Source organism: Phaeacidiphilus oryzae TH49 (genome assembly GCF_000744815.1).
Classification (GTDB): Bacteria; Actinomycetota; Actinomycetes; order Streptomycetales; family Streptomycetaceae; genus Phaeacidiphilus; species Phaeacidiphilus oryzae.
In genome coordinates, this window is record NZ_JQMQ01000005.1 from 5,759,491 (window position 1) to 5,780,999 (window position 21,509).

A 21,509-nucleotide genomic window follows, 5' to 3' on the forward strand; every position below is an offset into this window, starting at 1 on the left:
GGGGCAGCGGGGGCCGGGTGGCGACCGGTCGGCCCTGCCGAGTCTTTTCTTTGCCGAGTGCCGGCGGGTGGCCCGCTGGGCGCGCGGTTCCCCGTGTCCCTTCTCGCCCACGGGCTCACCGGGGCTGCGGCGCTACCTTCGGGGGCCGCGGGAGACCCAGCCTCGTTCGTAGGCGTGCCAGCCGAGTTGCATCCGGGTGGTGACGCCTGCGAGGTCCATGAGGTTCTTGACGCGGCGTTGGACCGTGCGGAGGCCCAGGTCCAGCTGCTTGGCGACGCTGGCGTCGGTGAGGCCGAGCAGGAGGAGGGAGAGGATCCGCAGGTCGGTCTCGTCCGGCCGGTCGCCCTCCGGGGACTCCGCGCCCGCCTCGCCCACCCGTACCGGCAGGGCCGCCGCCCAGACCAGCTCGAAGAGCGCGACCAGCGCCTCGACCAGTCCGTCCGCGTAGACCACCAGGGCGGCCGGTTCGGCCTGCGCGGCCTTGCCGGACCAGTCGTGGAGGGGGATCAGCGCCGTCTGTCGGTCGGCGACCAGCAGCCTCGACGGCACCCGGTCGACCACCCGCACCTGCTCCTCGCGGTCCAGCGCGGCGGAGAGCTCGGTCAGCCCGAACGGGCCGTCCAGCACCGAGCGTTCCGCGACCACCCGGAACGAGACCCCGCGCGAGACGGCCAGCGGCTCGGCGTCGTTCTCCATCCCGCTGACCACCGCGGGCGAGGCCGTCACCAGCGCCAGCACCTCGCGCTCCGCGCCGAGTTGGAGCTGCTCGAAGCGGCGGCGGATCGGCTCGGCGCCGGCCACCGGCTCGACCAGCTCGTGCAGCGAGACGTCCGCCGAGCCGAGCCGGTACTCCTCGGCGAGCTGGGCGATGGCGAGTTCGGCCTGGTTGAGCTCGTGCCGGCGCTGGGTGAGCGCGGCGCCCAGCGCGAGGCCGGGCGGCGCGGCGGCGAAGTGTCCGGGGCGGCCGGGGGAGGGCATCGCCAGTCCGCGGCTCTCCAGGTCGGCGAGGAGGACGCGGGCGTCCGGGGCCGCGGGCAGCCTCAACCGGCGGGCGAGTTCGGGAACGGTCGCCGCGCCGAGGGCGACCAGGGCGCGGTAGGCGGCCTCCTGGTGGTCGTCCAGGCCGACGAGGCTGAGCGCTGTCTGCACCCGGTCACCCTCTCGTGTTCGGTGCGGTGATTCCCCCTCATCATCCACGGTCGCGGCGCGACCCCACCGGGCGGGTGGATCCTCCGGAACCGGATGACTCGGGGCACCGTGGTGTGGGGAGAATGCGAGTGATCGGGGCGTCGAGGGGTGGGAAGCGCGCATGGGCGGCCAGGGCGGCGAAGCGGAGTGGTGGAACGACCTCTACGGGGGGAGCCCGGACACGGCGGCGCCGTCGGAAGCGCCGGGATCGCTGGAGGAGTGGTTCAGTTCGGCGAGCGCGGTGGTCCGGGGCCGCGCCCGGCGCACCCCGACCCTCCCGGACCGCCCTTCGCCGGCCGGTGAGCCGCCCGGGTCCGGCCCCCCGGTCTCGGACAAGCAGACCGTCCCGCTGCCCCGCGTGAAGCCGTCCCGGCCCGCGGAGCCGCAGCCGGATCCGGAGTCCGAGTCGGGGTCCGAGCCGGAGCGGGTACGGGTGCCGGAGTCGGCCGAGGCGGAACGAGGGCCGGAGCCGGAGCCGGCCGGTCCGCAGGACGCGCCCCGGCGCGGGGGTCGTGAGCCGCGGGACGCGGGGCGCTCCGGCGTGGGGCCGGTGGCGGCCGGCCCGCGGAGCGGATCGCGGCCGGAGGCCGGCGAGCTGGCCGAGGTGGAGGCCGAGGAGCTGGCCGCGGTGGTGCCCGAGATCGCTCTGGAGGCGGCCGGGTACGGGGAGTTGACGTTCTGCGGGGCGTCGGTGCGCGGGGAGGCGGCCCGGCGGGACGGTCTGCCGCGGCGGGACCATCTGCTGCTGGCCCGGTTCGGGGAGGGGGCCGAGACGCTGCTGGTCGCGATCGTCGGCTCGGCGCCGGACCCGCTGGTGCCCGGCTCGGAGGCCCCGGCCGACGCCTGCCGCCGGCTCGGCGCCGCCATCGGCCACGGCCGCGCCGAACTCCTCGCGGACCTCCGCGAGGGCGCCCAGGAGCGGTTGCGCTTCGGCCTCCAGCGGCTGACCACCGCGGCGGCGAGGCATCTGCCGCCGCCCGCGGACGTGCCGCCCGGCACCGCGCCGGCCGTGCCCGCCGGGCTCCACGCCCTGCTGGTGCCCGGCGATCCGGAGATCCGGCCGCGGGTGGGCTTCGGCGTGGGCCCGGGCGGTTATCTGCTGCTGGACGGCGACGAGTGGTTCGACGCCTACGCGGGCGTGCGGCTCACGGACTCGGCCCGCGCGCCCGAGCCGTCCGGGTTCCGGTTCCGGGTGGCCGCGCCCGAGGCCGGGGACGTGCTGCTGCTCTGCTCGGGCGGATTCGCCGACCCGGTACGGGGGGAGCCGGCCGTGTCCGGCTACCTCGCCGAACGCTGGTCCGGCGCGGGCGGCCGGCGCGGGCGCGGGGTGCGGCCGCCCGGGGTCGAGGAGTTCCTCCGCCATGTGCGGGTGCCGGCCCGCGGCCACGACCGGGACCGGTCCGCGCTCGCGGTCTGGGAGGCCTGAGCCCGCGGGCGAGGCGATCTGCGCCCGCGGGCGAGGCGATCGGCTGAGCCGGCGTCACCCGGAGGAGGGGGAGAGGGTGTCGGCGACGTACGCCGCCGCATGCGCAAGCGCGGCCTTCCGGCTCGCCCCCGGCAGGGCCGTCACCACCCCAACGGCCAGCCCGTCCAGCAGCGCCGCGTACCGCGCCGACCAGCCGTCCGGCTCCGGCAGCGGGGTCGCGCGGAAGCCGCCCTCCGCCGCGCCCCGCCGGACCAGCGCGACCAGGTCGCGGTGCCAGGTGTCGGCGATCTCCTGGGCCCCGGCGCGCAGTTCGGTGCTCGCCGAGGAGCGGTTCCACACCTCCAGCCACAGCACCCATCGCGGGTCGCCCGGCCCGTCGGGCAGGTAGAGGGCGGCGTACTCGGCGAGCAGTGCGGCGGCGGGCGGGCCCGGCGGGCGGCCGACGATCGCGCGGCGGTCCTCGCCGAGCTGGCCCTCGCTCCACTGCAGGGTCTCCAGCAGCAGCCGGTCCTTGCTGCCGAAGTAGTAGAGGAGGTGGCCGCCGCTCATCCCGAGCCGGCGGCCCAGCGCGGCCATGGTCAGCCCGGAGAGGCCGTGCTCGGCGATGGCCGCCATCGACTCGGCGAGCACCTCCTCGCGGGGGCGCGCCGGCCGGCGGCGCGCCGAACCCCGCGCGGTCCCCGGGGACCCGCCTCCCGCCGCGCTCTCCGCCGCCATCCGACCGTCCTTCCCGACCGTGCCCGACCGCCTCCGACTGTGACCGCAGCGCAGTAAACCACGGCGGTGAATCCTGCCCCGGCCCTAGGAAGGTCCTGACAACAGGTGTATATGAGTATCCGGCGCGCTCCGCCATACTGGCGGACTGACCGACCCCGAACAGGAGCCCCCGACGTGACCTCGCTCGCCCAGCGCATCAGCATCGACCGGGCCAGTCCCGTCCCGCTGTACTTCCAGCTGGCGCAGCAGATCGAGGAGCTGATCTCGGGCGGGGAGCTGGCCCCGGGCGACCGGCTGGAGAACGAGGTCCAGCTGGCCGACCGGCTCGGCGTGTCCCGCCCGACGATGCGCCAGGCGATCCAGTACCTGGTCGACAAGGGCCTCCTGGTCCGCAAGCGCGGGGTCGGCACGCAGGTGGTGCACAGCAGGGTCCGCAGACAGGTGGAGCTCACCAGTCTCTACGACGACCTCGCGGACACCCGACGCGCCCCCCGCACCGAGGTGCTCTCCTTCGAGCGGGTCCCCGCGGACGAGGTCGTGGCCGGCGCGCTGCAGGTCGATCCGGGCAGCGAGGTGGTCTCCGTGCGGCGGCTGCGGTTCGCCGAGGACGAGCCGCTGGCCCTGCTCCACAACCACCTGCCGCCGGGCATCAAGGGCCTGACCTCGGACCGGCTCGCCGAGACCGGCCTCTACCGGCTGCTCCGCGAGTCCGGAGTGCAGCTGCGGGTCGCCGACCAGACCATCGGGGCCCGCGGCGCGTCCACCGCCGAGGCGCGGCTGCTGCACGAACGCCGGGGCGCCCCGCTGCTGACCATGACCCGGACGGCGTACGACCACGGCGGCCGGCCGGTCGAGTTCGGCGACCACGTCTACCGGGCGTCGATGTACTCCTTCGAGCTGACTTTGCTGGCCAGGTAGGCGGGACGGCGCGGAACGGACCGCGTCCGGCACCCCGAAGCACCCAACCACCACCCGATGGGACGGAACACGACACGATGACCCCCAACACGCCCAACCGAAGCGAGGGGAAGCCCCCGGGCGATCCCGGTAGAGGCGGCGGACCGGACCGCAGCCGTATGCCGGGCCGCACCCGGGGCACGGGCCTCGGCCGCCTGCTGCACCGGACGGGCCGGCGCACCCGGCGCCGGGCCGGACTGGCCGGGGTGGCCGCGGTCGCGGCCGGGCTGCTGCTCGCGGCCTGCACCGGACCGGAGCCGACCGGCGCGGCCGCCGGCACCGGGACGGGCTCCGGCGGCGGCGCCGTCAGCCAGCCGAGCCACGGCGGACGGCTGCACTTCGCGGTGATCACCCATGCCGCTCCCGGCGACTCCTTCTGGTCGGTCGTCAAGAACGGCGCCGTGGCGGCCGGCAAGCAGCTCGGCGTCGAGGTCGACTACCAGAACGACCCGGACCCGGGGAACCAGGCCCGGCTGATCGACAACGCGGTGGCGCAGCACGTCGACGGCCTGGTGGTGTCGATGGCCAACCCTGCCGCCCTCCACTCGGCGATCAGCGCGGCCGAGGCCCAGCACATCCCGGTGGTCACCATCAACTCGGGTGAGCAGCAGAGCAAGGCGTACGGGGCGATCGGGCACGTCGGGCAGGACGAGTACATCGCCGGCCAGGGCGCGGGCGCGCAGCTGAAGAAGCTCGGCGTGCAGCACGCCCTGTGCGTGATCCACGAGGCCGGCAACGTCGGGCTGAGCCAGCGCTGCCAGGGGGCGGCCAACGGCTTCGGCGGGAAGATGACGAACCTTCAGGTCGACATCAACAACCCGACCCAGATCGTCTCCCGGATCACCGCGGCCCTCCAGGCGGACTCCAGCATCGACGGGATCCTGACGCTGAACGCCCAGGTCGCGGCGAACGCCGTGCAGGGGGCGCAGGCCGCCGGGGCGCTCTCCCGGGTGAAGATCGGCACCTTCGACGTCAACCCGGACGTGCTGAACTCCATCAAGGCCGGCAAGGTCGACTTCGCCGTCGACCAGCAGCAGTACGAGCAGGGCTATCTGCCGATCGTCATGCTCAAGCTGTACATCGAGAACGGGAACACGGTGGGCGGCGGCCAGCCGGTCCTCACCGGCCCGGCCATCGTCGACCGGTCCAACGCGGACCAGGTCGCCAAGTACGCGGCGCGGGGGACACGATGAGCGATCCGAGCAAGCGTCAGGAAGGGCGGCCGGCAGCGGAGTCCGCGTCGGAGACGGCCACCGGGCCGGAGTCGGCCGCGGCATCGGCTGCGGCTCCGGTCGGGGCTCCGGTCGGGGCGACGACCGTGGAGGCCGGCCGTCCCGGATTCCTCCACCGGATGATTCTGCGGCCTGAACTCGGCGCGCTGCTCGGCGCGCTGGTGGTCTTCGTCTTCTTCTCGGCGATCACCGACGAGTTCCTCACCGCGGGCGGGGCGGCCACCTGGCTGGACGACTCGGCGACCCTGGGCATCGTCTCGATCGCCGTCGCCCTGCTGATGATCGGGGGCGAGTTCGACCTCTCCGCCGGTGTGATGACCGCGTCCACCTCGCTGGTCACCGCCCTCCTCGCGGTGAACGCCGGCTGGAACGTGTGGGCCGCCCTCGCCGTCTCGCTCCTCTTCGCGTGGGGGATCGGCGCCCTCAACGGCTGGCTGGTGGTGCGCACCGGGCTGCCCAGCTTCATCGTCACGCTGGGCACCTTCATGTCGCTCCAGGGCCTCAACCTGGGCGTCACCAAGCTGGTCACCGGCTCGGTGCAGGTCTCCGGGATCGGCGCCGCGCACGGCTACGCCTCCTCGGGCTTCGTCTTCGCCTCCACCTTCAAGCTGGGCGGCACCAGCTTCCCGATCTCGATCGTGTGGTGGCTGGGCTGGGCCGTGCTGGCCACGCTGATCCTGCTGCGGACGAAGATCGGCAACTGGATCTTCGCGGTCGGCGGCTCCGCGCCCAGCGCGCGGGCGGTCGGCGTGCCGGTGGCCCGGACGAAGATCCTCCTCTTCATGACCACCGCCACCGCGGCCTGGCTGGTCGGCGCGATCAACATCCTGCGGTTCACCACCGTGCAGGCCAACCAGGGTGTGGGCCTGGAGTTCCAGTACATCATCGCGGCCGTGATCGGCGGCTGCCTGATGACCGGCGGCTACGGCTCGGCGATCGGCGCCGCGATCGGCGCGCTGATCTTCGGCATGGCGCAGCAGGGCATCGTCTTCGCCCGCTGGAACAGCGACTGGTTCATGCTGTTCCTGGGCGTCATGCTGCTGGCCGCGGTGCTGGTCAACAACACGTTCCGGCGCCGGGCGGAGAGGATGAGGCGATGACGGAGAGTCGGAGTGCGCGGCCGGAGGCCGCGGCGGCACCGCTGCTGGAGACCCGCGGCATCGGCAAGTCCTACGGCAGCGTCGTCGCGCTGGAGGACGTCAGCGCGGTGGTCGAGGCCGGCAAGGTCACCTGCGTGCTGGGCGACAACGGCGCCGGCAAGTCCACCCTGATCAAGATCCTCGCCGGGGCGCACGAGCACACCGCGGGCGAGCTGTGGATGGACGGCGGCCAGGTGCGCTTCACCTCGCCGCGGGACGCGCTGGAGCGCGGGATCGCGACGGTCTACCAGGACCTGGCGGTCTGCCCGCTGATGAGCGTCTGGCGGAACTTCTTCCTCGGCTCCGAGCCGGTGCGGAAGTTCGGCCCGGTGCGCTGGCTGGACCGGAAGACCGGGCGGGAGACCGCGCAGCGCGCGCTGCGCGAGATGGGCATCGACCTGCCGGACATGGAGCGCCCGGTCGGCACCCTCTCCGGCGGCCAGCGGCAGTGCGTGGCGATCGCGCGCGCGGTGCACTTCGGGGCGCGGCTGCTGATCCTGGACGAGCCGACGGCGGCGCTGGGCGTCCGCCAGGCGGGCGTGGTGCTGAAGTACGTGGCGCAGGCGCGGGATCGCGGCCTCGGGGTCGTGCTGATCACCCACAACCCGCACCACGCGTATCCGGTCGGGGACAAGTTCCTGCTGCTGAAGCGGGGGCGGTCGCTGGGCTTCCACGAGAAGTCCGAGATCAGCCTGGAGGAGCTGACCCGCCAGATGTCCGGCGGAGCCGAGCTGGAGCAGCTGGAGCACGAGCTGCGCGCCGGCTGATCGCATGGGACGGCGCCGCAGCCGGCGACGGGCCCCGGGACGCCACCCGGGCCGCGTCGCCGGGTGCGGCGCCGTTTCGTGCGCCGTCTCGTGCCGGAGGCGGATGCGGACGCGCTAGCGGTCCTGGCTCCGGGGGGCGCAGTCCGGGCAGGGGACCAGGCTTTGTTCGCTGGTGCCGGGGAGGCCGCCGCCTCGGGCGGGCGGAGTGGCCGGAGGGGCGGCGGGAGCGGTCGGGGCCGCCGCCGCGGGGGTGTCGTACCAGACGAGTTCGGTGCCGCCGCACAGGCCGCCGCAGGCGTCGTCGCCCGCCGCGTGCGCCTGCGGCAGCGAGCGCAGCGGGGGCTCGACCCGCGCGGCCGAGCAGTCCGGGCAGAGCAGCAGGTAGGCCGGGCCGTCCGAGGTCGCGCGGCCGCAGCCGGGGCAGCGCACCGGGTGCCGCGGCCGGGACCCGCCGGCGGGCGCGCTCACCCCGCGGTCACCCCGCCGCAGTCCTGGCAGAGCCAGTTGCCGTTGTTCAGTCGACGGCCGTTGGTCGAGCCGCACATCCCGCACATGGCCGCGCCCCCTCTCCCGCTGCTCGCGGCGTCGCCGGCGGTGTCGGCGGTGTCGTCCCGGTGGCCCGCGGGCTCCCCCTCGTCCCGCGGCCCGGCCCCGTCGTCCTGCGCGGGCTCCGGGTTCGCCGTGTCGGCCGTGGTCTCCGCGTCCGTCGCGTCCGTCGTGCCTCCCGCACCCCGTCACCGAGTCTGAGGGGTCCATGCTGCCCGTCCCCTTGCGGTGCAGTCCAGTTGGCGGACGGTCGGTTCACGCCACCGATCGTGACCGACCGCCTTCCGGCTCCAGATGCCAGGAGATGATTCGGCGCGGATGGACTCTGATCACCTCGCGGCTGAAGAAGTCCGGGGCCAGCGGCGGGTCGACATCGCGCAGCACCTCGGCCACGCCCCTGATCTCGACCCCGCGCCCCCGGCCGGGGGCGACCGCCTCCTCGTCGTCCGCCGGGGTCATGTCGTCCACCACGAAGGAGACCTGCGGGCGTTCGGCGGCGTTGCGGAACTTCTGACTGCCGCTGAGGCGCGGGCCGCCGATGTCGATGGTGCCGTCCTCGTTGAGCCGGAAGCCGACCGGGCGGACCTGGGGGCCGCCGTCCGGTCCTGTGGTGGCGAGCCGTCCGAGCGACTGGCCGCGGAGGTAGGCCCTCTCGGCGGCGTTGAAGGGAGTCTCGGTGTCCATGCCTCGCACGCTAGGACTTCAACCGCACTTGAGGTCAAGGGCGGGCAAGGGGAACCGGGGAGTCCGCGGGGGAGAGAACAGGCGGGCAGGTGGGGCAACCTGCCCGCCTTCGTTGAGACGCCGACCTGGAACCGGTCCCCACCGGTCCGGTCGCCCTCTCCTCCCGTTCCTGCGATTCTTTCACGTACCGGACACTATGAGTGCACGCGGTCAGATAACGGCTTGGAATCTTCGCTTCCGGTCGCCGGCGATGAACTCGCGGTCACCGCGGAGTCCCCACTTCTGAGAAGCCGCCGCTCCACCCATCGAGGAGTACCGCTGATGGCGCAGCAGAAGATCACCCCGTTCCTGTGGTTCGACGACCAGGCGGAGGAGGCCGCCGAGTTCTACACCTCCGTCTTCCCGGACGGCCGGGTGCTCGGCAGCACCCGCTACTCGGACAGCGGGCCCGGCAAGCCGGGCTCGGTGATGACCGTGACCTTCGAGGCCGCCGGGATCACGTTCACCGCGCTCAACGGAGGCCCGCACCACACCTTCAGCCCGGCGGTCTCGTTCGTCGTCGACTGCGCCGACCAGGTCGAGGTGGACCGCTACTGGGCGGCGTTGACCGCGGACGGCGGCCAGGAGGGCCCCTGCGGCTGGCTCACCGACAGGTACGGCCTCTCCTGGCAGATCGTGCCGCACGAGCTGCGCACCCTGGTCGCCGACCCGGATCCGGGCCGCGCCCAGCGCGCCACCCAGGCGATGCTCGGCATGAAGAAGATCGACATCGGGGCGATGCGCGCGGCCGCCGACGCGGGCTGAAACGGCCTCCGCGTACCGGGGCCGCCGTGCCACCGACCCCTCCCTCCCGACCCCCGCGCCCCGCTTCGGGCGCGGGGGTCGGCTGTCAGTGGAGCGTGGTATAGGGGGTGGTCCTCGGGGCGCATTCGGACGTAGTATCGAACATGTGAGCGAAAGTCTGTGGCCGGAAGACATCCCCACCCCCGACAGCCCCGGCTGGCAGGAGGCGGCAGCCGAGTGGCTCGGGCGGCAACTGCCCCCCTACCTCACCGCCGACCCGTATCTCGGCGGCTCGCCCGTGCTCACCGCCTGGCTCGGCCGACATCATCTGTACGGGCAGATCCAGGGGGTACGGGAGTCCCACGCCACCGCGCGGATTCGGCTGGCCTCCCTGGCCGGACCGGCGCTCGGCCTCGAACTCGCCCTGATCGACCGGGTGTTGGAGCCGCTGGCCGAGGAGGCCGACCGGCTGTCGCGACTCGAACGCCAGGTGTGGGCGGTGGACGACGCCCTCGCCGCGGCCCGCTGGGGCACCCACCGCCTGCCGCCGGAACGGGACGGCGGCGGGGGCGCGGCGGGTGCCGGCGGGGTGTGAGGGAGGGAGGGGGAGGGGAGATCGGCAGGGGGCCGTCAGGTGTTCGAGCCGTCGGTGGAATCGGCTCCGTCGCCCCGCTCCTCCGGCGTCGGCGCCGGCGCCGACTGGGGCCTGGGTCCCGGCCCGGACTTGGGCTCGCGGTGGAGGAGGCTGGAGACCTCCGCCTCCACGGTGTGCACCACGTCCTCCACTCCGCGCTTGACCGCGCCGAGCACCGAGTGCTGCGCGCCCTGCGCGGGGGCGGGTTCCGGGGCAGGGGCCGGGGCCGGGGTCTCCGCCGGTGGCTGCTCCGGCGGGCGTGCCGGGGTCGGCTCGGAGGAGGGCTGCGGGATGGTGCTCCTGGCGGTGTTCGAGAGGCGCGCGCGGGCCCAGGAGCGCAGGCCGGCCTCGGTGGAGAAGTTCGCCAGATCGCGGTCGATGCCGCCGGCCTCCGAGTACTGGTGGATCGTCCAGGCGTGCTTGACAGCCGGGTGGCCGGCGGGGGAGCTGGGATCGGCGATCCACAGGCCGTCGCCGCAGTCCGAGGTGGTGTCGCGGTCCAGCCAGAACGAGCGGTTGCAGTAGAGGAGCACCTTGTGCTGCGGGCGCAGGCGCCGGACCGCGGCGAGGAAGGCGTCCTTCTCCGCTCCGGTGGCGGCCGTGCCGTCGGTGGTGATCTCCCAGTCGCAGGCCAGCAGGTCGCCCTCGACGCTGGCGCACTGGGTGACGAAGTACTCGGCCTGGGTCTCGATGTTCCCCGGCCACAGGAAGTGGTAGAAGCCGACGACCAGTCCCGCGGCGCGGGCGTGCGCGGCCTGTTCCACCTGTACCGGGCTGGTGTAGGTGTGGCCCTCGGTCGCCTTGACGATGGCGAAGGAGAGCCCTGTGGTGCTGGGCTTGGCCGGCTGGTTCGCGGACCAGTCCTGCCCGTAGACCGCCATGTCTGTTCCCCCTGTCCCCGAAGTGGATGCTGCGGAGCGCGTGCCGCTCGTGGCGAATGTCGGGATTCGCCGGTTCTGCACGGGTGATTCTCCCGGGGGAGGCGAGGGTGCGGGGGGCAGCGTTGCGGTGTTCACCGGATCGGGCGGAATCACGAACACCGGATCCACATACGTGCGCCGGGTGGCGAGCGCCGTGCGCCGGGCGGCGTGCTGCGTGCGCTCTGCGCAGGGTGGCGGCGTGCGGCGAGCGCCGTGCGCCGGGCGGCGTGCGCTCTGCGCCGGGTGGCGGCGTGCGGTCAGCCGAGGCAGGCGCCGGTGCTGGTGCCGTCGCCGGTGGGTGGATCGGTGGGGGCGGCGGAGGAGACGGGGGCGGGGCCGAGGGTGGGGCCGAGCGCCGGGCCGAAGGCGTTTCCCAGGCCGAAGGCGATGGTCGCGTCCCGTGCGGGCGGATACGGGCGGCGGCGGGGCAGCCCGGGGCCGGGGCCGGGCATCCGCGGCACGGCCGGGGGCCGAGGCGCGGCGAACGCCTGCGCGGGGGGTGCCGAGGACGCGGTCGCCGTCGGCCCGGCGGACGTCCACCCGGTCGGGATGATCGGTGGCCCGAACGCCGCAGGGGGCGCGGGGGCCGCCGGCCGCGCCTGTGCCCTCGGGATCGGCGGGACCTTGGGGGCGAAGTACGGCCTGCTGGTCAGGCGCGCCCACTCCTCGTCCTGTTCCCGCCGGCCGGGGACGCAGCGCCCGGCCTCGGCCCAGGCCGCGGCGAGCTCGGCGAAGATCGGCTCCTCCCCGAAGTAGCCGAGCGGGCCGGGCGGACGGTCGGGGCCGGCGGGCCCGACGCCCTCGGCCGGCGCAGAGAGGATCGTTTCTTCGCGGCGCTCACGCTCGGCGGAGTACGCCGCGGAGGAGAACGGGCGCGGTGGTTCGACGCGGCGCCGTCTGCCCTTACCGGGCGCCGTGGATGGAAGCGCGCTTGTCGGCAGGTTCGCATTCACCCCCTGCCAACGGCCCCCGCCCCCGCCCGGCAACGCGCCCGCGGACACCCTCACCCGGTCGAGTGAGTGCCCGGGGCACCGGGTGCGCCGGGGTGCTCGGCGCGCGGGGCGGCGAGCCGGCGAGGCGGGAGGGGCGACGGGGAGGAGGGCCCGCGTCGCCTTCGGCCGTCGGCCCGGGGGAGGGCGCGGCCCGCAGGTCAGACGGCGTCCGTGCCGGCGGTGCTGCGCGGGCGGTCCGGCGGCGCGACCGCGAGACGGTGGAGGTCGGCGGGGGTGACGTAGCCGGGCCACCGGTGGTCGTCGAAGAGGTGGACGCCGGCCTTCTCATAGGAGGCGTCCACCAGTTGACTGCAGATCATGTGTTTGGTGGTGGCCACGTAGTGCCGCAGGAAGGGGCCGCCGGGCAGGTGGAAGCGGTGGGCGGCGATGGCCAGGTAGTCCAGGAAGCTGTACGGGACGCCGAGGAAGCCGCGGGCCGCGTCGGCTATCGCGGCGCGCTGGGCCTCCGTCAGGTCGAAGCCGCCGGTGGACCAGACGATCGCCCGGTCCGCGTACTCGTCGGCCGGGGCGAGCCGGGCGCCGTGCGGCTCGGCCTCGACCACCTGGCCGTTCCCGACGTACACCCCGGCGTGGTCCCAGGGGCCGAAGCCGTCGCCGTTGAGCCACTCTCCGACGGAGATCAGCCGTCCGATCGTGCCCGCGCCGCTCACCACGAAGTAGTCGCCCAGCAAAGGGGTCTGACCGTCCATCAGCCACCGGTCCCTGACGTGCACCGAACGAGGTCGCGGTGGTGATGCCCGTTCCGGCACGGCTCACACCTGGTGTCCGGCCCGTCTCCCGGCTAACCGGCCGCGGGCTCCTCCACCAGGCAGAACGGGTGGCCCACCGGGTCGGCGTAGACCCGGAAGTCGCGGCCCGGCGGGCCCGGGTCGAGCAGCCGGGCGCCGGAGGCGATCGCGGCCTTCTCGGCGGCGTCGAGGTCGGTCACCCCGATGTCGATATGGGCCTGCTGCGGCCGGTCCTGGCACGGCCAGGTCGGCGGCCGGTAGCCGGAGGCCCGCTGGAAGGCGAGCACGGCGCCGCGCTCGGTGTGGAGGGTGACCCAGCCCGCGTCGGTCTGCCAGCGCGGATCGGGGCGGTTGACCTCCCCGCCGAGCAGTTCCCGGTAGAACCCGGCCAGGGCGGCCGGATCGGGACAGTCCAATGCCACGCACTGCAGGTATCCGGACATGGCACCACAGTACGCAGGGCGGAGCGGCCCGCCTATCCTCGCGTAGCGCCGCGCCCGCCGCCTCCGGCCGGGCCGAGGCGGCTCCGCCAACTCCCGTGCGGGGTAAGCGATTCCGCGACGTCGCCCTTCCTGGGCGAGACGGGCCCGGGCGGCGTGCCGTGGCGGCGCTGCTGCGCGCGGTGGTCGGACGCGCGGGCCCCCCGGCCGGTCTGGCTCGACGTCAGGTCCGGGGATTGGCGCGCGCGTTCGCTGTACGAGCCCGCGGGGCTCCGCCCGCCGCCCGGGCGTCGCGCGGGCGGCGGGCGGTGCTGCGCCGCCGGGCCGGTCCCGGTGGGGCGCGCGCCGCGAGGGGCCGGAGGTTGCCGGTCCCGGTGGGGCGCGCGCCGCGAGGGGCCGGAGGTTGCCGGTCCCGGTGGGGCGCGCGCCGCGAGGGGCCGGAGGTTGCCGGTCCCGGTGGGGCCCGTGCTCCGAGGGGCCGGAGGTTGCCGGTCCCGGTGGGGCCCGTGCTCCGAGGGGCCGGAGGTTCCCGGGCCGGTGGGGCCCGAGCGCCGTGGGCCCGGCCGTGGTCATCTGCTCCGGGCGGGGCTGACGGCGGTGGCGGGGCCGGCGATCCGGGCGGGGCTGCCGGGCCGGGCAGGGCCTGCGGGCCGGGTGGGGCCGGCGATCGGAGCGGGGCCGGCGGTCGGTCAGCTGAAGTAGTGCTTGCCGGCGAGGTCGGCGAGGAGCGTCGGGTGGGTCGGCGACCAGCCCAGCAGCTCGCGGGTCGGCTCGATGGGCATGGTGATGTCCATGCCTATGAAGGGGAAGCCGTGGAAGTGCTCCGCGGCCTCCTCGTCCGGGATGCTCTTGGCCGGGATGCCCAGGCGGTCGGCGATGGCCTCGGCGATCTCGCGGACCGGGATCCCCTCCTCGGCGGCCCCGTACAGCCGCGCTCCGGCCGGGGCCTTCTCCAGGGCGAGCCGGTAGAGCCGGGCGAGGTCCAGGGTGTGGACGGCCGGCCAGCGGTTGGCGCCCTCGCCGAGGTAGCCGGAGACGCCGCTCTCGCGGGCGAAGGCGATCAGCCGCGGGACGAAGCCGTGCCGGTCCCGCGAGCTGTGGGTGACCGGCGGCACCCCGACCAGGATGCTGCGGACCCCGCGCTCGGCGAAGCCGGCGATCTCCCGGGAGACGGCCACCCGGGGGTTGGCCTCGATCGTCGCGTCCCGCTCCGGGTCCCCGGTGGGGGTCAGGCCGATGCCGAAGAGGGCCTTTCCGGTGCCGGCCAGGGCCTCACCGAAGGTCCGCACCACGGTCAGGTCGGCGGCGACGGCGTCGGCGAACCGTCCCACGGCGATGGAGTCGTGGTCGAAGGCGAGGTGGATGACGGCGTCCGCCTCGGTCGCGGCCCGGTGGAGGCCGTCCAGATCGGCCAGGTCGCCGCGGCGCACCTCCGCGCCCAGGGCCTGGACGGCGGCGGCCGACGCGTCGGAGCGGACCAGGCCGACGACCTGGTGGCCGGCCTGGAGGAGTTCGGGGATCACGGCCGAGGCGATGTGGCCGCCGGCACCAGTGACGAAAACGCGCATGTCAGCTCCCTGCACACAGTGATGTGACTTGGTAACATCACCATAGCAGAGTGACGGTACCGAGTAACATCACATAGGGTGGGGTCATGGCTCGATGGGAACCCAATGCGCGGGAGCGGCTGGTGGTCGCCGCGATCGACCTCTTCGCGGAGCAGGGCTACGACGGCACGGCGGTCGCCCAGATCGCCGAGCGGGCGGGCCTGACCAAGACCACCTTCTTCCGGCACTTCCCGGACAAGCGCGAGGTGCTCTTCGCCGGCCAGGCGGTGCACGGCCGGCTGCTGGCCGAGGGGATCGCCGGGGCACCCGACGGGGCGGACCCGCTGGCCGCGGTCGCCGCCGGGCTCGACCGGGCGACCGACTCCTTCACGCCCGAGCAGCGGGAGTTCGGCCCGCGGCTGCGGGCGGTCGTGGAGAGCAACGCGGAACTGCGGGAGCGCGCCGTCTTCAAGCAGGCCAGCCTGGTCGAGGCGATGAGCGGGGCGCTGCGCGGGCGCGGGGTGCCCGAGCGGGTGGCCGCGGTGGCGGCGGAGCTCGGGGGGCGGGCGTTCCACAGCGCCTATGCGCGCTGGTGCGAGCCCGCCGAGCGGCGGTCCTTCGGCGAGCTCGCGCGCCGGGAACTGGACGAACTCCGGACCGCCGCAGCGGAGTTGGGCGCGGCGGACTAGCGGTCGGCCCGAGCCGTCAGCCTTCGTCCGAGAGTTGACGTCGGGTCAGGAAGACGGTGGTGCTGCCGTCCTTCTCGGCTATGTCCCGGACCTTGGTGAAGCCGACGGCGCGCAGCACCGCCAGCGACGCGGCGTTGGGGGCGGCCACGGTGGCGTGCACCTCGGTGAGACCGAGGGCGTCGAAGGCATGCTCGACGAGGGTGCCGGCCAGCTCGCGTCCCAGCCCCGCGCCCCAGACGTCGTGGGCCAGCATGTAGATGATCTCGTGGCCCCCGGATACCGCCGTCGGCTTCACCTCGGCGTGGCCGATGTAGCGGGAGTCGTGGGGCTGCCGTACCGCCCAGACGTCGAAGAGGTCCTGGTCGTAGACCTTGCTGAAGATGCGGCCGAACAGCGCGCGGTCGGCGGCCTCGGTGGACGGCCCGTCACCCATCCAGCGCGAGACCCGGTGGTCCTGGAAGAGATCGACGAAGTCCTCCTCGTCGGACGGGTCGTAGGGCGCCAGCACCAGGCGTTCGGAGCGGAGGATCGTCGACGTCATGGGCGGCGACGCTAGACGGTGCGGCGCCGCTGGGCAAACCGGTTGCGGAGGCTCCGCCTCGTACCCCGCCGCAGGCCCTTCCGCGGTGGCGGCACGGGCCCGCCGTTCCCGCCGGGCCGGGTCCAGCGCGGATCCGGGGAGGGAGCCTGGAGGATGCGGTCGGCCTGGGCGCGGAGCTCGTGGTGGGCCGCGTGCGAGGTGGTGCGCATCGCCTCCTCGTAGGAGGCGAGCGCGCCGCTCAGCCCCGAGCCCACCCTGCCGTTCCGGCGGGCCCAGGACTTCACCCAGGTCAGGCCGGAGAGGAGGAGGCCGAGGGCGGCGGCGAGGATCAGATACGGCAGTACGGGTCCCATGGAGCGCTTCCCCTGGTTCGCTTCCCCTCGGTCCTTCTCGGTCTTTCTCGGGCCTTCTCAGTCCTTGCGGCCGGTGACGGCGACCGTCACGCCCAGGCCGATCATCGTCAGTCCGCCGACGCCGCCGATGGCGGCCATCCGGCGCGGAGAGCGGGCGAACCAGGCGCGGGCGCCGGCGGCGGCCATGCCCCAGACGCTGTCCGAGACCAGCGCGATGAGGTTGAAGACCACCCCGAGCAGCAGCATCTGCAGGACCGTGTGCCCGGCCCCGCGGTCGACGAACTGCGGGAGGACGGCGGCGAAGAAGACCACCGTCTTCGGGTTGGAGACCCCGACCAGCAGGCCCTCGCCCATCGCCCGGAGGACGCCCGATGCCGATGCCGATGCCGATCCCGAGGCCGAATCCGATGCCGAGGCGGACGCGGACGCGGGGGCGGTCGCCGGGGTGGCGAGCGCGGCCCGTAGTGAGCCGCGGTGCCGGATCGCCCGGACGCCGAGCCAGATCAGATACACGGCCCCGGCCAGCTTCACCGCCGTGTAGACGGCGACTGAGCGTTCGACGAGGCCGCCGACGCCCGCCGCCACGGCGGCCACCAGCAGCAGCGCGCCTGCGGCGTTGCCGGCCACGCTGGCCAGCGCGGTCCGGCGGCCGTGGGCGAGGGCGCGTCCGACGACGAAGAGGACACTGGGCCCGGGCACGACGATGAGCAGCGCCGAGACGGCCGCGAAGACGAGTATCCGGTCGGGGGAGGGCATGCGACGCATGCTACGCCGCAGGCGCCGGAGAGGGGCGCGGGGAACTGCGCGGCCCGCCGCTTACGGTCCGTACGCGGCAGCGGAGTTCGGGTTGCAACCCCCCGGCCGCTCCCGATTGCGGCGCCGTAGTCGCCTGGCCGCGCAGTTCCCCGCGCCCCTGCCTGGCGCCTGCGGGTGCTGCGCCGGGGGGCACGACATCACGCCGCGAAGCCCGGTGGCCCCGCGACCGGCCGGCCGGGGGTGGTGCCGCGGTACGGGTGGGCGGGGGAAGGGGGGGTTCTCCACCCGTACCGCGTGTCGGGGGCGTCGGCGGTCGATTGGTCGGCTGCAATCATGCGCGGGACCTGACAAGTGGGCAACGAATCCCCTGGGCCGCCCGCACGGATCCCCGCCTCAGGCGTCACACCAGCAACAGGAGGCGACTCGGATGCTGCCCAGCCCAGGAGTCCGTCGGTTCCCCACGGATTGCTGTGCCCATGCCGAGCCACCTTTGGCGTAGCCATCCCGGTCAGGCCCCCGGCCCTCGTCTAGTCACACGCCTCCCGCCCGCGGGCGGTTCAGACCGCCGGCTGCTGTTGGGTGATGCAGTGGATGCCGCCGCCGTTGGCGAAGATCTCGCGGGCGTCGACCAGTTCGACCTTGCGGTGGGGGAAGGCGCGGGCGAAGACCTCGGCGGCCCGTTCGTCGTGGGGGTCGTCGAAGGCGCAGAGGACGACGGCGCCGTTGCAGAGGTAGTGGTTGATGTACGAGTAGTCGACCGGGGCGCCGTCGGGGTCGGTGAGGGTGCGGGGGGCCGGGATCTCGACGACCTCCAGGGGGCAGCCGTGGGCGTCCGTCGAGGCGCGGAGAAGGGCGGCGATCTCCCGGGTCGGCTCGAAGTCCGGGTGCGCCGGGTCGAGTTGGCGGTGGACGGCGACGACGCCGTGCCGGAGGAAGGAGGCCACGATGTCGACGTGGCCGCGGGTGCCGTACTCGTCGTAGTCGCGGGTGAGGCCGCGGGGGAGCCAGAGGGCCTTGCGGGTGCCCAGGCGGGCGTGGATCTCGGCCTCCACCTCGGCCTTGCCGAGGCCGGGGTTGCGCCCCTGGTCGAGCTGGACGGTCTCGGTGAGGAGGACGGTGCCCTCGCCGTCGACGTGGATCCCGCCGCCCTCGTTGACCAGGGTGGAGGGGATGCGTTCGGCGCCCGCGAGTGCGGCCACCTCGCCCGCGATGTGCCGGTCGTGCTCCCAGGTGGCCCAGGACTGGGCGCCCCAGCCGTTGAAGACCCAGTCCACGGCGGCCAGTCGGCCGGTCCGGGCGGAGGTGACGAAGGTCGGGCCGATGTCCCGCATCCAGGCGTCGTCGAGGGGGCGCTCGGCCAGGGTGATCTGAGGGGACGTCAGGTACTCGCGGGCGAGGGCGGACTCGCCGACGGCCGTGATCAGGGTGACCGGCTCGTAGCGGGCGATGGTGTCGGCGACCGCCGCCCAGGCGCGGCGGGCGGCGTCCAGGCCCTGCGGGTCGTCGAAGGTGGGGTTGGCCGAGGGGAACGCCATCCAGGTGCGTTCGTGCGGCGCCCACTCGGCGGGCATGGTGAAGGCGGGGGCGGTGCTGGCCATGGGCGGTGTCACGTCCTACAGGAAGTAGAGGCGGGAGAGGGAGACGGATTCGGCGGGCTCCGAACGCAGCGGGTCGCCGTCCAGGGTCACCAGACCGGTGCGCGGATCGACGCGGACCTCGCCGAGGCGGTCGTTGCGGAGCATGTCGCGCGGGCCGATCCCGCGGGTGCCGCGGACCCCGACCCGGCGCCGGCGGGTGGGCATCCGGTCCTCGGCGTCGACCGCGGCCTGCGCGGTGAAGGCGACCGAGAGGTCCGCCGCGGTCGCCCCGTGGGCGCCGAACTGGGGGCCGAGCACCAGCGGTTCGCAGCGGTCGGTGGACGCGTTCGGGTCCCCGGTGACCCCGTACGCCGGGAAGCCGGCCTTCAGCACCAGCTGCGGCTTGGCGCCGAAGCTGTGCGGGGCCCAGAGGACGATGTCGGCGAGCTTGCCCGGTTCGAGGGAGCCGATCTCGTGGGCGAGGCCGTGGGCGATGGCGGGGTTGATGGTGAGCTTGGCGATGTAGCGGAGCACCCGGGGGTTGTCGTCCCCGCCGGCCGTGCTGCCGAACTCGCCGTCCAGCGGGCCGAGTTCGGCCTTCATCTTGCCGGCCAGCTGGAGGGTGCGGCGGACCGTCTCGCCGGCCCGGCCCATGCCCTGGGCGTCGGAGGAGGTGATGCCGATCGCGCCCAGGTCGTGGAGGACGTCCTCGGCGCCCATCGTCCCGGCCCGGATCCGGTCGCGGGCGAGGGCGGCGTCGCCGGGCAGGTCCGGCTTGAGGTCGTGGGCCGAGACGATCATCCCGAAGTGCTCGCCCAGGGCGTCCCGGCCGAACGGCAGGGTGGGGTTGGTGGAGGAGCCGATGACGTTCTCGATGCCCGCCAACTGGAGGATGTTGGGCACATGGCCGCCGCCGCAGCCCTCGATGTGGAAGGCGTGGACGGTGCGGCCCTCCAGCACGGAGAGGGTGTCCTCGACCGAGAGGTTCTCGTTCAGCCCGTCGGTGTGGAGGGCGACCTGGACGTCGTACTCCTCGGCGGTGCGCAGGGCGGTGTCCAGGGCGCGGGCGTGGGCGCCCATGTCCTCGTGCACCTTGAAGCCGCAGGCGCCGCCCTCGGCCAGGGCCTCCACCAGCGGGGCGTCCCCACTGGACGAACCGCGGGCCAGGAAGCCGATGTTGACCGGCCAGGCGTCGAAGGCGTTGAAGGCGTGCCGCAGCGCCCAGGGCGAGTTGACGCCGACGCCCCAGACCGGGCCGAACTCCTGGCCGATGATCGTGGTCACCCCGGAGGCCAGCGAGGCCTCCATGATCCGCGGGGAGAGGAGGTGGACGTGGGTGTCCACGGCGCCCGCGGTGGCGATCAGGCCCTCGCCGGAGACGATCGAGGTGCCGGTGCCGACGACCACCTCGACCCCGTCCATGGTGTCCGGGTTGCCGGCCCGGCCGATCGCGGCGATCCGGCCCTCCCGGACGCCGATCGAGGTCTTGCGGACGCCGAGCACCGCGTCGATCACCAGGACGTTGGAGATCACCAGGTCGCAGGTCTCGCGGACGGCCGCGGCCTTGAGATGGAGGCCGTCCCGGGCGGTCTTGCCGAAGCCGGCCAGGAACTCGTCGCCGGGCTGCTGGGAGTCCGACTCGACGCGGACGATCAGGCCGGTGTCGCCGAGCCGGACCCGGTCGCCGGCCCGGGGGCCGTGGACGGCGGCGTAGTCCAGGGCGTCCTGCCTGGCGGGGGCGGGGGCGTGGGCGCGGGCGTCCCGGCGGTGCTGGTGGTGGGTGGTTCCGGTGCCGGTCACCGCGCCTGGTCCTCTCGCTCGCTCGGGACGCCGTCCTGGGCGGCGGCGTCCTGGGCCGTGGCGCCCCGGGCGGCGGCGTCCTGGGCCGTGGCGTCCTGGTGGGGGGCCTCGCCGTCGGCGGTGCCGGACGCTTCCTGATAGGTCGTCAGGAAGCCGGTGGCGCGGGCCTTCTCGAGCGCCGCCTGGCGGGCGCCGGGGGCGTCCAGCGGGCCGTCGACCAGCCCGGCGAAACCGATGGCGACCCGTTCGCCGCCGATCGGCACCAGCTCGACCTGGACCGTCGCCCCCGGGTCGAAGCGGACCGAGCTGCCGGCCGGCACCGCGAGCCGGGTGCCGTACGCGGCGTCCCGGTCGAACGCGAGCCGCGGGTTGACCTCGAAGAAGTGGAAATGGGAGGTGACCGAGATCGGCACCGGCGAGGTGTTGCGCACCGGCAGGCTGAGCACCGGCTCCGGCACCGCGGGCGGGTGCCCGGCGGCGGGCAGGATCGCCCCGGGCGCCTCCGGGTCGTAGCCGACCGGCTCCCCGGCTCGGCCGGCGTCCCCGGCGAGCTCGGCGGCCCGGAACGGGTCGTCCACCACGGCCAGTCGGGTGCCGTCCTCGAACACGGCCTCCACCTGGAGGGTGGTCACCACGTCGGCGACCCCGGGCAGGACGTCCCGCGGGCCCAGGACGCTGCGGCCGGCGTCGATCGCCTCGGCCAGACGGGCGCCGTCCCGGGCGGCCTCGCAGACGGTGTCCGCGACCAGCGCGGTGGCCTCGGGGATGTTGAGGCGGAGGCCGCGGGCGCGGCGGGCGCGGGCGAGCTCGGCGGCGGTGAAGAGGAGCAGTCGGTCCTGCTCGGTGGGCGTGAGTGGCAAGGCGTCCTCGCGGGCGGGCAAGTTTGAACGGCGTTCAAACGCATCTAACCCCGAGTCGGCCCGCCTGTCCACTGTCGCCCCTGCGGGGCGCGCGGAAAGGCCGACGCGCGGACCGCCGGCCGGCTGTCCGGCCGGGGGTGGTCCGCGCGTCGGTGGTGGGACGGGGGTCGGGAGGCGCCGCGGTCGCGGTGGAGGCAGCGGCGTTCCGGACC

The 21,509-nt window shown here is 74.6% G+C and carries 22 protein-coding genes; 8 read left to right on the forward strand and 14 right to left on the reverse strand.

The window, feature by feature from the left end; all coding sequences use genetic code 11:
* Positions 1-132 precede the first annotated feature (132 nt).
* Positions 133-1,149, reverse strand: coding sequence for a helix-turn-helix domain-containing protein (locus BS73_RS29350; protein ID WP_037577510.1), 1,017 nt, complete (start codon positions 1,147-1,149; stop codon positions 133-135).
* Between the two features lie 160 nt (positions 1,150-1,309).
* Here BS73_RS29350 and BS73_RS35205 point away from each other — a divergent pair, with 160 nt between their 5' ends.
* A complete protein-coding gene (locus BS73_RS35205; RefSeq protein WP_051941073.1) occupies positions 1,310-2,614 on the forward strand; it encodes a hypothetical protein in 1,305 nt (434 codons plus the stop codon).
* A 54-nt stretch (positions 2,615-2,668) separates the two neighbouring features.
* Here BS73_RS35205 and BS73_RS29360 read toward each other — a convergent pair whose 3' ends face one another.
* Positions 2,669-3,331 carry a TetR/AcrR family transcriptional regulator gene (locus tag BS73_RS29360; RefSeq protein ID WP_084704433.1) on the reverse strand — a complete coding sequence of 221 codons (663 nt, stop codon included), beginning with the start codon at positions 3,329-3,331 and terminating at the stop codon, positions 2,669-2,671.
* 174 nt (positions 3,332-3,505) lie between these two features.
* Between BS73_RS29360 and BS73_RS29365 the strand changes: the two genes are divergently transcribed.
* From BS73_RS29365 to BS73_RS29380, 4 genes are all read left to right on the forward strand, one after another.
* Positions 3,506-4,249: a GntR family transcriptional regulator gene (locus tag BS73_RS29365; protein WP_037577512.1), complete on the forward strand. Its 744-nt coding sequence runs from the start codon at positions 3,506-3,508 to the stop codon at positions 4,247-4,249.
* A gap of 158 nt (positions 4,250-4,407) precedes the next feature.
* The gene (locus BS73_RS29370; RefSeq protein ID WP_152617767.1) at positions 4,408-5,481 is read left to right on the forward strand and encodes a sugar ABC transporter substrate-binding protein; all 1,074 of its coding nucleotides are present in this window, start codon (positions 4,408-4,410) and stop codon (positions 5,479-5,481) included.
* Entirely contained in the window at positions 5,478-6,620 is a 1,143-nt protein-coding gene (locus tag BS73_RS29375) for an ABC transporter permease (RefSeq protein ID WP_084704435.1), read from the forward strand. Before BS73_RS29370 ends, BS73_RS29375 begins: the two co-directional genes overlap by 4 nt.
* Positions 6,617-7,426, forward strand: coding sequence for an ATP-binding cassette domain-containing protein (locus tag BS73_RS29380; RefSeq protein WP_051941078.1), 810 nt, complete (start codon positions 6,617-6,619; stop codon positions 7,424-7,426). The genes BS73_RS29375 and BS73_RS29380 overlap by 4 nt, the downstream gene beginning before the upstream one ends.
* 801 nt (positions 7,427-8,227) lie before the next feature.
* Here the strand turns inward: BS73_RS29380 and BS73_RS29390 are convergent.
* Positions 8,228-8,656 carry a PPOX class F420-dependent oxidoreductase gene (locus BS73_RS29390; RefSeq protein ID WP_037577514.1) on the reverse strand — a complete coding sequence of 143 codons (429 nt, stop codon included), beginning with the start codon at positions 8,654-8,656 and terminating at the stop codon, positions 8,228-8,230.
* A 321-nt stretch (positions 8,657-8,977) separates the two neighbouring features.
* On the opposite strand from BS73_RS29390, the gene BS73_RS29395 reads away from it, so the two are divergent.
* Complete coding sequence (locus BS73_RS29395) at positions 8,978-9,460, forward strand: VOC family protein (protein WP_037577515.1); 483 nt, start codon at positions 8,978-8,980, stop codon at positions 9,458-9,460.
* 145 nt (positions 9,461-9,605) lie between these two features.
* The gene (locus BS73_RS29400) at positions 9,606-10,034 is read left to right on the forward strand and encodes a hypothetical protein (protein WP_037577517.1); all 429 of its coding nucleotides are present in this window, start codon (positions 9,606-9,608) and stop codon (positions 10,032-10,034) included.
* A 35-nt stretch (positions 10,035-10,069) separates the two neighbouring features.
* Here the strand turns inward: BS73_RS29400 and BS73_RS38960 are convergent, their stop codons facing one another.
* The 5 genes from BS73_RS38960 to BS73_RS29425 form a co-directional block, all read right to left on the reverse strand.
* Positions 10,070-10,954 (reverse strand): GH25 family lysozyme, encoded by an 885-nt coding sequence (locus BS73_RS38960; RefSeq protein ID WP_063837089.1) that lies wholly within the window; start codon positions 10,952-10,954, stop codon positions 10,070-10,072.
* Positions 10,955-11,250: 296 nt separating this feature from the next.
* Positions 11,251-11,946: a hypothetical protein gene (locus BS73_RS29410; RefSeq protein WP_037577519.1), complete on the reverse strand. Its 696-nt coding sequence runs from the start codon at positions 11,944-11,946 to the stop codon at positions 11,251-11,253.
* A gap of 197 nt (positions 11,947-12,143) precedes the next feature.
* On the reverse strand, positions 12,144-12,695 hold the full coding sequence (locus BS73_RS29415) for a hypothetical protein (protein ID WP_051941594.1): 552 nt from the start codon (positions 12,693-12,695) through the stop codon (positions 12,144-12,146).
* A 92-nt stretch (positions 12,696-12,787) separates the two neighbouring features.
* Positions 12,788-13,177 (reverse strand): VOC family protein, encoded by a 390-nt coding sequence (locus tag BS73_RS29420; protein WP_051941081.1) that lies wholly within the window; start codon positions 13,175-13,177, stop codon positions 12,788-12,790.
* A gap of 686 nt (positions 13,178-13,863) precedes the next feature.
* Positions 13,864-14,742 (reverse strand): SDR family oxidoreductase, encoded by an 879-nt coding sequence (locus tag BS73_RS29425; protein WP_037577521.1) that lies wholly within the window; start codon positions 14,740-14,742, stop codon positions 13,864-13,866.
* Positions 14,743-14,828: 86 nt separating this feature from the next.
* On the opposite strand from BS73_RS29425, the gene BS73_RS29430 reads away from it, so the two are divergent.
* The gene (locus BS73_RS29430; protein ID WP_037577522.1) at positions 14,829-15,410 is read left to right on the forward strand and encodes a TetR/AcrR family transcriptional regulator; all 582 of its coding nucleotides are present in this window, start codon (positions 14,829-14,831) and stop codon (positions 15,408-15,410) included.
* Between the two features lie 16 nt (positions 15,411-15,426).
* Here BS73_RS29430 and BS73_RS29435 read toward each other — a convergent pair whose 3' ends face one another.
* The 6 genes from BS73_RS29435 to ureA all read right to left on the reverse strand — a co-directional run bounded on the left by BS73_RS29435 (position 15,427) and on the right by ureA (position 21,297).
* Positions 15,427-15,951, reverse strand: coding sequence for a GNAT family N-acetyltransferase (locus BS73_RS29435; RefSeq protein WP_037577523.1), 525 nt, complete (start codon positions 15,949-15,951; stop codon positions 15,427-15,429).
* 11 nt (positions 15,952-15,962) lie between these two features.
* A complete protein-coding gene (locus BS73_RS38965; protein ID WP_037577525.1) occupies positions 15,963-16,304 on the reverse strand; it encodes a hypothetical protein in 342 nt (113 codons plus the stop codon).
* Positions 16,305-16,361: 57 nt separating this feature from the next.
* Positions 16,362-17,060 carry a LysE family translocator gene (locus BS73_RS29445; RefSeq protein ID WP_037577527.1) on the reverse strand — a complete coding sequence of 233 codons (699 nt, stop codon included), beginning with the start codon at positions 17,058-17,060 and terminating at the stop codon, positions 16,362-16,364.
* 557 nt (positions 17,061-17,617) lie between these two features.
* Positions 17,618-18,658, reverse strand: coding sequence for an agmatine deiminase family protein (locus tag BS73_RS29450; RefSeq protein WP_235215576.1), 1,041 nt, complete (start codon positions 18,656-18,658; stop codon positions 17,618-17,620).
* 15 nt (positions 18,659-18,673) lie between these two features.
* Positions 18,674-20,356 carry an urease subunit alpha gene (locus tag BS73_RS29455; protein ID WP_037581674.1) on the reverse strand — a complete coding sequence of 561 codons (1,683 nt, stop codon included), beginning with the start codon at positions 20,354-20,356 and terminating at the stop codon, positions 18,674-18,676.
* Between the two features lie 77 nt (positions 20,357-20,433).
* The gene (gene ureA, locus BS73_RS29460; protein WP_084704436.1) at positions 20,434-21,297 is read right to left on the reverse strand and encodes an urease subunit gamma; all 864 of its coding nucleotides are present in this window, start codon (positions 21,295-21,297) and stop codon (positions 20,434-20,436) included.
* Positions 21,298-21,509 lie beyond the last annotated feature (212 nt).

Bases quoted from the DNA above. Each gene is read 5' to 3' on its own strand.
- BS73_RS35205 (WP_051941073.1), top strand. From the start codon at position 1,310: ATGGGCGGCCAGGGCGGCGAAGCGGAGTGGTGGAACGACCTCTACGGG.
- BS73_RS29360 (WP_084704433.1), bottom strand. From the start codon at position 3,331: ATGGCGGCGGAGAGCGCGGCGGGAGGCGGGTCCCCGGGGACCGCGCGG.
- BS73_RS29370 (WP_152617767.1), top strand. From the start codon at position 4,408: ATGCCGGGCCGCACCCGGGGCACGGGCCTCGGCCGCCTGCTGCACCGG.
- BS73_RS29375 (WP_084704435.1), top strand. From the start codon at position 5,478: ATGAGCGATCCGAGCAAGCGTCAGGAAGGGCGGCCGGCAGCGGAGTCC.
- BS73_RS29380 (WP_051941078.1), top strand. From the start codon at position 6,617: ATGACGGAGAGTCGGAGTGCGCGGCCGGAGGCCGCGGCGGCACCGCTG.
- BS73_RS29390 (WP_037577514.1), bottom strand. From the start codon at position 8,656: ATGGACACCGAGACTCCCTTCAACGCCGCCGAGAGGGCCTACCTCCGC.
- BS73_RS29395 (WP_037577515.1), top strand. From the start codon at position 8,978: ATGGCGCAGCAGAAGATCACCCCGTTCCTGTGGTTCGACGACCAGGCG.
- BS73_RS38960 (WP_063837089.1), bottom strand. From the start codon at position 10,954: ATGGCGGTCTACGGGCAGGACTGGTCCGCGAACCAGCCGGCCAAGCCC.
- BS73_RS29415 (WP_051941594.1), bottom strand. From the start codon at position 12,695: ATGGACGGTCAGACCCCTTTGCTGGGCGACTACTTCGTGGTGAGCGGC.
- BS73_RS29420 (WP_051941081.1), bottom strand. From the start codon at position 13,177: ATGTCCGGATACCTGCAGTGCGTGGCATTGGACTGTCCCGATCCGGCC.
- BS73_RS29425 (WP_037577521.1), bottom strand. From the start codon at position 14,742: ATGCGCGTTTTCGTCACTGGTGCCGGCGGCCACATCGCCTCGGCCGTG.
- BS73_RS29430 (WP_037577522.1), top strand. From the start codon at position 14,829: ATGGCTCGATGGGAACCCAATGCGCGGGAGCGGCTGGTGGTCGCCGCG.
- BS73_RS29435 (WP_037577523.1), bottom strand. From the start codon at position 15,951: ATGACGTCGACGATCCTCCGCTCCGAACGCCTGGTGCTGGCGCCCTAC.
- BS73_RS38965 (WP_037577525.1), bottom strand. From the start codon at position 16,304: ATGGGACCCGTACTGCCGTATCTGATCCTCGCCGCCGCCCTCGGCCTC.
- BS73_RS29445 (WP_037577527.1), bottom strand. From the start codon at position 17,060: ATGCCCTCCCCCGACCGGATACTCGTCTTCGCGGCCGTCTCGGCGCTG.
- BS73_RS29450 (WP_235215576.1), bottom strand. From the start codon at position 18,658: ATGGCCAGCACCGCCCCCGCCTTCACCATGCCCGCCGAGTGGGCGCCG.